The sequence below is a fragment of the Pseudoalteromonas shioyasakiensis genome, assembly GCF_022398475.1.
Classification (GTDB): domain Bacteria; phylum Pseudomonadota; class Gammaproteobacteria; order Enterobacterales; family Alteromonadaceae; genus Pseudoalteromonas.
On record NZ_JAKEVM010000158.1, the window covers coordinates 1 to 9679 of the forward strand.

General features: G+C 38.7%; 8 protein-coding genes. All 8 read left to right on the plus strand.

Going from position 1 to position 9679, the window contains the following annotated elements; all coding sequences use genetic code 11:
• Positions 1 to 30 precede the first annotated feature (30 nt).
• The 8 genes from gmd to L1D51_RS18895 all read left to right on the plus strand — a co-directional run bounded on the left by gmd (position 31) and on the right by L1D51_RS18895 (position 9643).
• Positions 31 to 1149, plus strand: a complete 1119-nt coding sequence (gene gmd, locus L1D51_RS18860) for a GDP-mannose 4,6-dehydratase (RefSeq protein ID WP_239964498.1) — start codon at positions 31 to 33, stop codon at positions 1147 to 1149.
• 64 nt (positions 1150 to 1213) lie between these two features.
• Positions 1214 to 2179 (plus strand): GDP-L-fucose synthase, encoded by a 966-nt coding sequence (gene fcl, locus L1D51_RS18865; RefSeq protein WP_239964499.1) that lies wholly within the window; start codon positions 1214 to 1216, stop codon positions 2177 to 2179.
• A gap of 1 nt (position 2180) precedes the next feature.
• Positions 2181 to 2648, plus strand: coding sequence for a GDP-mannose mannosyl hydrolase (locus L1D51_RS18870; protein ID WP_239964500.1), 468 nt, complete (start codon positions 2181 to 2183; stop codon positions 2646 to 2648).
• A 15-nt stretch (positions 2649 to 2663) separates the two neighbouring features.
• On the plus strand, positions 2664 to 4070 hold the full coding sequence (locus tag L1D51_RS18875) for a mannose-1-phosphate guanylyltransferase/mannose-6-phosphate isomerase (RefSeq protein WP_239964501.1): 1407 nt from the start codon (positions 2664 to 2666) through the stop codon (positions 4068 to 4070).
• 102 nt (positions 4071 to 4172) lie between these two features.
• Positions 4173 to 5591, plus strand: a complete 1419-nt coding sequence (locus L1D51_RS18880; RefSeq protein ID WP_239964502.1) for a phosphomannomutase — start codon at positions 4173 to 4175, stop codon at positions 5589 to 5591.
• A gap of 179 nt (positions 5592 to 5770) precedes the next feature.
• The gene (locus L1D51_RS18885) at positions 5771 to 7162 is read left to right on the plus strand and encodes an undecaprenyl-phosphate glucose phosphotransferase (RefSeq protein WP_239964503.1); all 1392 of its coding nucleotides are present in this window, start codon (positions 5771 to 5773) and stop codon (positions 7160 to 7162) included.
• A 17-nt stretch (positions 7163 to 7179) separates the two neighbouring features.
• On the plus strand, positions 7180 to 8346 hold the full coding sequence (locus tag L1D51_RS18890) for a nucleotide sugar dehydrogenase (RefSeq protein WP_239964504.1): 1167 nt from the start codon (positions 7180 to 7182) through the stop codon (positions 8344 to 8346).
• A gap of 286 nt (positions 8347 to 8632) precedes the next feature.
• The gene (locus L1D51_RS18895; protein WP_239964505.1) at positions 8633 to 9643 is read left to right on the plus strand and encodes an NAD-dependent epimerase; all 1011 of its coding nucleotides are present in this window, start codon (positions 8633 to 8635) and stop codon (positions 9641 to 9643) included.
• The last annotated feature ends 36 nt before the right edge of the window (positions 9644 to 9679 follow it).

Consider the following 9679-nt stretch of genomic DNA (forward strand, 5'->3'; position numbering starts at 1 on the left):
ATATAGATAAGTTAGTAAAAGGAAAATATAATGACTAAGGTAGCCTTAATCACGGGTGTAACAGGACAAGATGGATCATATTTAGCGGAATTCTTGCTAGAAAAAGGCTACGAAGTCCATGGTATTAAACGTCGCGCATCGAGTTTTAATACTGAGCGTGTAGATCACATCTATCAAGATATCCACGAAGAGAACCCTAAGTTCTTTTTGCATTATGGTGATTTAACAGATACATCAAACCTGACCCGTATTTTGAAAGAGGTTCAGCCTGACGAAGTATATAACTTAGGAGCCCAAAGCCATGTTGCTGTATCGTTTGAAGCTCCTGAATACACGGCTGATGTTGATGCTATTGGTACGTTACGCCTTTTAGAAGCAATTCGCTTTTTAGGCTTAGAGAAAAAAACTAAGTTTTATCAAGCATCGACTTCTGAGCTTTATGGCGAAGTACAAGAGATCCCGCAAAAAGAAACAACACCATTTCACCCGCGCTCACCTTATGCTGTAGCTAAAATGTACGCTTACTGGATAGCAGTAAACTACCGCGAATCATACGGTATGTATGCATGTAATGGTATTTTATTTAACCATGAATCACCTCGCCGTGGTGAAACATTCGTTACACGTAAGATTACCCGTGGCTTAGCTAATATTTCGCAAGGTTTAGAAAAATGCTTGTACCTTGGTAATATGGATGCACTACGTGACTGGGGTCATGCTAAAGACTACGTGCGTATGCAGTGGATGATGCTTCAACAAGATACGCCGGAAGATTTTGTTATTGCAACCGGTAAGCAAATTTCAGTACGTGAGTTTGTAACACTTTCAGCTAAAGAGCTTGGTATTACTTTAGAGTTTAGTGGTGAAGGTGTTGATGAAATTGCCACTGTCGCTGCTATTGAAGGTGATAATGCTGAAGCGCTTAGTGTAGGTGATGTAATTGTTCGCGTAGATCCTCGTTACTTCCGCCCAGCTGAGGTAGAAACATTACTTGGCGACCCAACAAAAGCTAAACAAAAGTTAGGTTGGGTACCTGAAATTACTGTAGAAGAAATGTGTGCTGAAATGGTGCAAAGTGACTTAGCTAAAGCTAAACAGCATGCAATTTTAAAGTCGCACGGTTATGATATTAGCGTTTCTGTAGAGTAACTATAGGCCCTAGTTATAGATTTATTAACCCAGCTTAAAGCTGGGTTTTATTATGGAAAAAACAATGCAAGCTAAAACTATTTTTGTCGCTGGTCATAACGGAATGGTCGGCAGCGCAATTGTTAGGCAATTACAAAAGCAATCTGAAGTGACAGTTATCACTCGCTCTCGCTCAGAGTTAAACCTCTTGGACCAGAGTGCTGTTGCTAATTTTTTTGAATCGAATGATATTGATCAAGTGTATTTAGCTGCGGCTAAAGTTGGGGGGATTATTGCTAATAATACTTACCCTGCAGAGTTTATATATGAGAACTTGATGATTCAAAATAACATTATACATAATGCACATTTAGCTGGGGTAAATGACTTACTTTTTTTAGGTTCTTCATGTATTTACCCTAAATTAGCTGAGCAACCAATGCAAGAAAGTGCGTTATTAACAGGTACGTTAGAGCCAACTAATGAACCATACGCAATAGCTAAAATTGCCGGCATTAAAATGTGTGAATCATATAACCGTCAATATGGGCGAAATTATCGCTCAGTGATGCCAACAAATTTATATGGTGAAAATGATAACTTTCATCCTGAAAACTCTCATGTAATACCTGCGTTATTAAGGCGCTTCCACGAGGCTAAATTAGCTGGTGATGACAAAGTTATTGCTTGGGGGTCTGGTAAGCCTATGCGTGAATTTTTACACGTTGATGATATGGCTGCAGCTTCGATACATGTTATGAACCTTAGTGATGATGTTTATAACTCAAATACTCAAGATATGCTTAGCCATATTAATGTGGGTACAGGTGTCGATTGTACTATTCGTGAGTTAGTCGAAACAGTTGCTAAAGTAGTTGGCTTTAAAGGTGAAATTGAGTTTGATACTTCAAAACCAGATGGAGCGCCACGTAAGCTTATGGATGTTTCTAGATTAAAGTCTTTGGGATGGCAATATGAAATCAACCTTGAAGAAGGTTTAGCGCGGACATATGACTGGTTCTTAGCCAACCAAGACAACTTTAGAAAATAGTATGTTTTTAGAGCAAAAAACGTTTGAAACAGTTATCGACAGTACCCCTCTGGTATCCATAGACCTTGTTGTACTTAACGAAAATAATGAAGCGTTACTTGGGCAAAGGTTAAACCGCCCAGCTGAAGGGTTTTGGTTTGTTCCAGGTGGTCGTATTTTAAAAAGTGAGTCACTGGCTAATGCTTTTAAAAGGCTAACACTAAATGAATTAGGAATTGAACTTGAATTATCAATTGCTGAACTGCTTGGCCCTTATGACCACTTTTATGATGATTGTGTATTTAACGATAAAATAAAAACACACTATGTCGCAATTGCTTATGTATTAAAGCTTACAAAGCAACAGCTTGATGCATTACCATTAAACGAACAGCATGCAGCATATAAATGGCTTAGTTTTGATGAATTACTTAAATCGCCTGCGGTCCACAAGCATACAAAATGGTATTTCGAAGCATTAATAGAATAAACACAGGGAATTATTATGATTTTACCAGTAATCATGGCAGGTGGCTCAGGCACCCGCTTATGGCCACTATCACGTGGCAACTATCCAAAACAGTTTTTAAAACTAAATGGCGAGCAGACGATGCTTCAAGATACGCTAAGTCGCTTAACGGGCTTAGCGCACTCACCAGCCATGTTAATTTGTAATGAAGAACATCGTTTTATTGCAGCAGAGCAAGTGCGTCAATTAGGTGCAGACCATGGCGGTATATTTTTAGAGCCTGTAGGGCGTAATACGGCACCGGCTATTGCTTTGGCTGCCTTTAAAGCCATTGAAAATGAGCAAGACCCATTATTACTTGTTCTTGCTGCAGACCATGTAATTGAAGATTCGGCAGCATTCCAAGCAAGTGTCAATAAAGCTGCAGAGTTAGCAAACCAAGATAAACTAGTTACATTTGGTATTGTAGGTAACAGCCCTGAAACAGGTTATGGCTATATTAAACGAGGTGAAGCTGTAGAGCATGGCTATGTTGTTAGCAGTTTTATTGAAAAGCCAAACCTAGAAACAGCCAAGCAGTATATTGAAAGCGGTGATTACTACTGGAATAGTGGTATGTTTTTATTTAAAGCAAGCCGCTATTTAGAAGAATTAAAAGCATTTCGCCCTGATATCTACGAAGCTTGTGAAAAAGCTATTGCAGTACAAAACAGCGATATGGACTTTATTCGTGTAGATAAAGCCGCTTTTGAAGCCTGCCCTGATGAGTCAATCGATTATGCAGTAATGGAACACACAAAAGATGCCGTTGTTGTGCCTATGGATGCAGGTTGGAGTGATGTAGGTGGCTTTGCTGCCCTTTGGGAAGTGTCGTCACAAGATGAAAATGGCAATGCCTTTAAAGGTGATGTAAAAGCGGTAGATACAAAAAATACACTTGTATTTGGTGAGGATAAACTCGTCGCAACAGTGGGTGTTGAAGACTTAGTGATTGTAAATACGAAAGATGCCGTTCTAGTTGCTCACAAAGAAAAGTCACAAGAAGTTAAAGGGATTGTAAATCAGCTTAAAGCAGAAGAGCGTTCTGAAGTTACCTTCCATCGTGAAGTGTATCGCCCATGGGGTAAATATGACTCAGTTGATAATGGTGAGCGCTTCCAAGTAAAACGTATTACTGTAAAACCTGGTGCTAAGTTGTCGGTACAAATGCACCATCACCGCGCAGAGCATTGGATTGTGGTATCGGGTACAGCAAAAGTACAAATAGATGATACAGAGCAATATGTAACTGAAAATGAGTCTGTTTATATTCCAATTACAGCGGTTCATGCTTTAGAAAACCCTGGCAAAGTTGACTTAGAGTTAATCGAAGTGCAATCGGGTTCGTACTTAGGTGAAGATGATATCGTGCGTTTTGAAGACCGTTATGGTCGAGTGAAATAAACGAAGAGATAGATGTCAGAAGTTAGATATCAGAGCGCAGCTAGCGCAACTCGTATTGTGCTAGTTGTATGCTTTTAGAATAGTTAAATAAATAGGTTTTTTATGGATAGCCAGTTAGTTTGCTCTGAAGTCATTGCAAAGAGTGGTATAGAGTTCGGCACAAGTGGTGCGCGAGGTCTTGTAAAAGATTTTGCCCCTGATGTAAACGCGGCATTTGCTTTAGCCTTTATATCAGCGATTGAAAATGAATTTTCCTTCGATACTGTAGCAATTGCAATTGATAACCGCCCAAGTAGTTATGCAATTGCCCTGGCATGTGCAGAGGCGTTAAAGCAACATAAATTGAATGTTGTGTATTATGGTGTAGTACCAACGCCTGCACTTGCTTACAAAGCAATGCAAGATAATACGCCTTGTATAATGGTTACTGGCAGCCATATTCCATTCGATCGCAATGGTTTAAAATTCTATCGCCCTGATGGTGAGATCACAAAAGCCGATGAACAGGCTATTCTAACTAGCAAAGCTATATTCACGGCGTTACCAGAGAATCTAAATGAATTACCATTAGATGTTTCTGCCTGTGAATCTTACACACAGCGTTACACCTCGCTTTTTAATGCTGATACCCTTAAAGGTAAGAAAATCGGTATTTATGAGCATTCAAGTGCTGGGCGTGATATTTATAAAGTTCTATTTGAGCAATTAGGTGCAGAAGTCATCAGCCTTGGTAGAAGTGATGAATTTGTACCAATCGATACCGAAGCTGTATCGGAAGAAGATAAGCAAAGAGCACTTGATTGGTCCAATGAATACAGTCTTGATGCTATTTTTTCAACAGACGGTGATGGTGATCGACCCTTAATTGCAGATGAAAATGGTGATTGGTTACGCGGTGATATTTTAGGATTGCTTTGTAGTCAGTTATTAAATATCGAAGCACTTGCAACCCCAGTAAGTTGTAATACAGCAATTGAAAAATCAGCAAACTTTAAGCAGGTCAAGCGTACTAAAATTGGCTCGCCATATGTTATTTCTGAATTTGCAGAGTTAGCAGAGCAATACATATCAGTAGCAGGCTTTGAAGCGAATGGTGGTTACTTACTAGGTTCAGATATAACATTCAACGGCAAGTTACTAAAAGCTCTACCTACAAGAGATGCACTACTTCCTGCGTTAATTTTGTTAGCGCAATCTAAGCATGTATCTGAGTTACTAGCCAAGCTACCACAACGGTTTACTGCTAGTGATCGAATTAAAGACTTTGCAAGAGAGAAAAGCTTACAAATTATTGCTGTGTTACAGCAAAATGCGCAAAGCTTTTTGTCAGAACTAGGCTATGATGAAAGCTACGAATTAGACTTAACTGATGGTTTGCGTATTTCGCTTGCATCTGGTGATATAGTGCATTTAAGACCATCTGGCAATGCGCCAGAATTAAGGTGTTATGCTGAGGCAGAGTCAAGCGAGAAAGCTATAAAGCTTGTAAATAAAGCGTTGGTTTTAGTACAAGCATCATAGTTATTCGAGTAAGCAGCAAGATGCTTGCTGCTATCCCTTTTGTTTAGTAAAAATAAACGTTGTAAAAATGGCAATAACCAACGGTTAGATTATACTTTAAAGGCTACCATAATGAACAAGCATTATTGTGATGATGGTAACCTTCCACTCGTAATAATAAAAATGAGAAGTAAACATAAATGCATAAAGGTATTTTGCAAAGTAATTCAACAGTAATAGCATTCGTGCAAAGGATTCTCGATATTACTATTATTGTTGGTTGTTTATGGGTAACAGTAGCTTTACAAGAAATTCCCTGGTTACTTCAGCATACAACAGCCTCTTTACTCGCAGTCTTCCTGTTTCACTTTACAAGTGAGCTCGACAAACTTTATATTTCTTGGCGCGGCCTTTCTATTTACAAAGAGCTTAAAAAAACGATTTCGCACTGGTTTGTTAGTGCCGCAATTTTATTTTTAAGTGTAAACTTTTTAGCTCCGCAATATTTAAACCCCGAAGGCTTGCAGTTTTATTGGTTTATATCTGTATTAATTTCGCTTTGTGTGTACCGTGTTGTATTGCGCTTAATTTTAAGGGCTCTACGCTCGCAAGGGATTAATACTCGTTCTGTTGTTATTGCAGGGGCGGGCACTTTAGGGCAACAGTTAGCAAATAATATTGTTGCTAACTCAAGCTTTGGTTTAGTTTTTGGTGGTTATTACGATGACACTACTCCAAAGCAAAAATTAGTTGCTGCACAAAACATTGGTAATTTAGAGCAGCTAGTTGCTGATTGTAAAGAGGGCGGTATAGATCGTGTTTATATTGTTTTGCCACCTCAAGCGTATGAGCGCCGTAAATGGCTGGTTAAAGAGTTGGCAGATAGTACTGCGAGTGTATACATAGTGCCCGATGTTTTCACCTATCAGTTATTGCATTCTCGTAGTGATACAATTATGGGTATACCCACTATTAGTATTTACGATTCACCACTAGATGGTAGTAATGCCATTATTAAGCGTATAGAAGATATTGTGCTTTCTACGCTTATTTTAATCATGATATCACCGGTTTTACTTGGCTTAGCCTTTGCGGTTAAGTTTACCTCTAAAGGACCTGTCTTCTTTAAACAAAACCGCTATGGTATTGATGGTAAACCGATAAAGGTGTGGAAGTTCCGCTCGATGAACGTGATGGAAGATGGCGCTAAAGTAACCCAAGCCACTAAAAACGATTCGCGCTTTACGCCAATAGGGCAGTTTATTCGCAAAACGAGTTTAGATGAACTGCCCCAGTTTATTAATGTATTACAAGGGCAAATGTCGATTGTAGGGCCAAGGCCTCATGCTGTTGCCCATAACGAAGAATACCGTAAATTGGTAGAAGGTTACATGCTACGCCATAAGGTAAAACCTGGGATTACTGGCTGGGCGCAAATTAACGGCTGGCGAGGTGAAACCGACACATTAGATAAAATGGAAAAGCGCATAGAGTTTGACCTAGAGTACATTCGAAATTGGTCCTTGTTCTTTGACCTTAAAATAGTGTTTTTAACAATTTTTAAGGGCTTTATTAATAAAAATGCGTATTAAAATTTAAGGAAAGAAACATGAAAATTGCTGTAGTTGGAACAGGCTATGTGGGCCTGTCGAATGCGATGTTATTAGCGCAAAAAAACAAAGTCATTGCATTAGATATTGATAAAGAGAAAGTTGCGCTTCTATGTGAAAAAAAATCACCAATAGTAGACGCTGAAATAAGTAATTTTTTACAAAATGAGCAATTAGATTTTACTGCGACCACAGATAAGTCTTTAGCGCTTAGTGAAGCTGACTTTGTTATTATTGCGACTCCTACGGATTATGATCCTGAAACAAATTACTTTAACACTAGCTCTGTTGAGTCAGTCATCACTGATGTTTTAGAGAACAACCCAACCGCAACCATGGTTATTAAATCAACAGTGCCTGTTGGTTATACAAAATCTGTTAGTGAGAAGTTTGGCACTGCTAATATTATTTTTTCACCTGAATTTTTACGTGAAGGAAAGGCGCTTTACGATAATTTACACCCGTCACGTATTATTGTTGGTGAACAAAGTGAGCGCGCTGAAACTTTTGCTAACTTATTAGCTGGAGGAGCTGTAAAAGAAAATATTGATATTTTGTTTACTGACTCTACAGAAGCAGAGGCAATAAAACTATTCTCTAATACTTACCTTGCAATGCGCGTGGCTTACTTCAACGAACTAGATAGCTATGCTGAAAGTCATGGGTTGGATGCTAAACAAATTATTCAAGGTGTTGGTTTAGATCCGCGTATTGGTAAGCATTATAATAACCCATCGTTTGGTTATGGTGGCTACTGCTTACCAAAAGATACCAAACAGTTATTGGCTAACTACCAAGACGTTCCGAATAACATGATTCGCGCAATTGTTGATGCTAATACCACTCGAAAGGACTTTATTGCCAACTCTATTATTGCCCGCACTCCAAAAGTGGTTGGTATTTATCGCTTAGTAATGAAGTCTGGCTCAGACAATTTTAGAGCGTCTGCAATTCAAGGCGTAATGAAGCGCATTAAAGCTAAAGGTATTGAAGTTATTATTTATGAACCAACCCTTCAGGAATATTCATTTTTTAATTCTCGAGTCATCAAATCATTAGATGAGCTTAAGCAAACTGCTGATGTAATTATCTCGAACCGTATGGCTGAAGAGTTATTAGATGTTGAGCATAAAGTTTATACACGTGACTTATTTGGGAATGACTAAATCAAACCAGCTATAAGCTTTTAGCTGAAAGACTCAAGCTGTTCGGAGTTGTTAGTGGTGCGTGCCTATTTTTTAGATTGTCAATGCACTTTATAATTACTGCTAGGTTGCTCCTTCAAAGGCCTATGACGATAACGTAAAGTTTATTTTTTTTCAGTTTTTTAGGTTTATGTTGCCAAGTTATTAGTGAAAGCTATTTAAGATTATTCTCACGATAGCTTCTTAATTTATAATTTTAAAGCCAAATGAATTGGCGCCCTACGGGCACAATGAAGATAGGAATATAATGAAATATTTAGTTACTGGCGCTGCAGGTTTTATTGGTGCAGCTACAAGTCAAAAACTGCTAGAGCAAGGCTATACAGTTGTTGGTGTTGATAATTTGAACGATTATTACGATGTAAATTTAAAACATGCGCGCCTAGCGCAATTTGAACAACATGAAAACTTTACATTTATTAAGCTGGACATTGCCGACCGAATTGCAATGAGTGAGCTATTTGCGAGGGAGAAATTTGACCGTGTCATTCATCTGGCAGCACAAGCGGGCGTACGTTACTCAATTGAAAACCCAGATGCTTACGCTGACTCAAACTTAGTTGGCCATTTAAATGTACTAGAAGGATGTCGCTACAATAATGTACAACACTTGGTATACGCATCTTCAAGCTCAGTTTATGGCTTAAATGAAAAAACACCATTTGAAACAACCGATAGTGTTGACCACCCTGTTTCGTTTTACGCTGCAACTAAAAAGGCAAATGAGCTAATGGCTCATAGCTATTCGCATTTATATAATTTGCCTACTACGGGTTTACGTTTTTTTACTGTATACGGTCCGTGGGGACGCCCTGATATGGCGCCATTTATATTTACAAAAAAAATGCTTGATGGCGACACTTTAGATATTAACAACAATGGCGATATGTGGCGCGACTTTACCTACATTGACGATATTGTCGAAGGTGTAGTTCGTGCTGCGGATGTCGTGCCAGAACGTGATAATAGCTGGAAGGTTGAAACAGGTTCTCCTGCATCAAGTTCAGCTCCATTCAAAGTTTACAATATTGGTCATGGTAGCCCGATTAATCTAATGAGGTTTATTGAAGCAATTGAATCTGAGTTAGATATTGAGGCTAAAAAGAACTTTCGTGAAATGCAAGCAGGTGATGTTTATAAGACTTACGCAGATACACAAGATTTATTTGCTGCAACAGGCTACAAGCCTGCCGTTGGTGTGAAAACAGGCGTTGCAGAGTTGGTGTCTTGGTACAAAGCGTTCTATAAAGTTGATTAATATTCTTTCAATGTATATTTGTAGATTAACTACCTC